Annotated in this window: 1 protein-coding gene and 1 pseudogene; both read right to left on the bottom strand. The window is 71.9% G+C overall.

Translation table 11 applies throughout. The annotated features are described in order from the left end of the window. Window positions 1-186 (bottom strand): annotated as a pseudogene (locus tag FV222_RS27580) (hypothetical protein); the annotation flags it as partial. Between the two features lie 160 nt (window positions 187-346). After that, window positions 347-904 (bottom strand): formate dehydrogenase accessory protein FdhE (locus tag FV222_RS27575; protein WP_147816313.1); only part of this gene is annotated, 558 nt, incomplete at its 5' end.

Raw genomic sequence — 904 nt, 5'->3', positions numbered from 1 at the left:
GGCCCGGCCGGTCGGCGAGTAGGTGGCGGCGGCGTCCCCGCCGGTCGAATTGGTCTGACGCGTGACGACGCCCGGCGCGCCGGGCGGCACGATCACGGTGGTGCTCGTCGGCGTCTCAATCATCTGGGCGAGGGCGGGGCTGGCGAGGCCGAGGGCAAGCGCCGCGGCGAGGGCGAGTCTGGTCATGGTCGGGCCTGACATGGAGGTCGGGACGCGAACGCCCCCGAGCCTCCACAACGTGGCTTGCGCGCAATCGATCCCCGGCCCGCGGCGATGGGCGCCATGCTGCACGAGGCGGGCTTGGCGCGGGGCCACGCAAGACCGCGTCAGATCGCGAAAGACCGCGTCAGATCACGAAGAGCGGGTTCAGGCCCGACTTGCGAAACCCTTCCTCGACGATCTTGAGGTCGAGGCCGTAGGAGGCGACGTCGTCGGCCACCGGGTCGAGCACGGGGTCGCGGTGCTGGTGCAGGTGCTTGATGTAGCTGTGGCAGGTGCCGCAGGTCTCGACCTGGATGTCCTTCGAGACCTCGTCGAGGCTCTGGTAGCTGATCGCCTCGCCGGAGCCGCAGGCGGTGCAGCGGATGCGAACGTGGTTCCACTGGCTGCCGCAGAGCGAGCAGGCGAGGTAGCGCGCCTTGTCGGCGGGAGTCCAGGCGACGATCAGGCTCGCCACCGGCGCCCCGCCGCAACACGGGCAGACGCCGTCGGCCACCGCCTTGAGGGCGGTGCGGTCGAGGCCGGCGGCGGCCTCCGACAGGCAGACCTGGAGGGCGGCCGCGACGAACACGCATTCGGCCATGCGCGCCACCGGGAACGCGCCCTCGAACACCTGCACGCCGAGGTCGAGGCGCTCGTCCGCGCTGGCCGCACGGAGCGCCTCGACCTCGGCGTGCAGGTGTTC

The sequence above is a fragment of the Methylobacterium sp. WL103 genome, assembly GCF_008039885.1.
In the GTDB taxonomy this organism is placed as follows: domain Bacteria; phylum Pseudomonadota; class Alphaproteobacteria; order Rhizobiales; family Beijerinckiaceae; genus Methylobacterium; species Methylobacterium cerastii.
The sequence above is the reverse complement of the archived record's forward strand: the minus strand, read 5'-3'. Positions and strand labels throughout refer to the sequence as shown.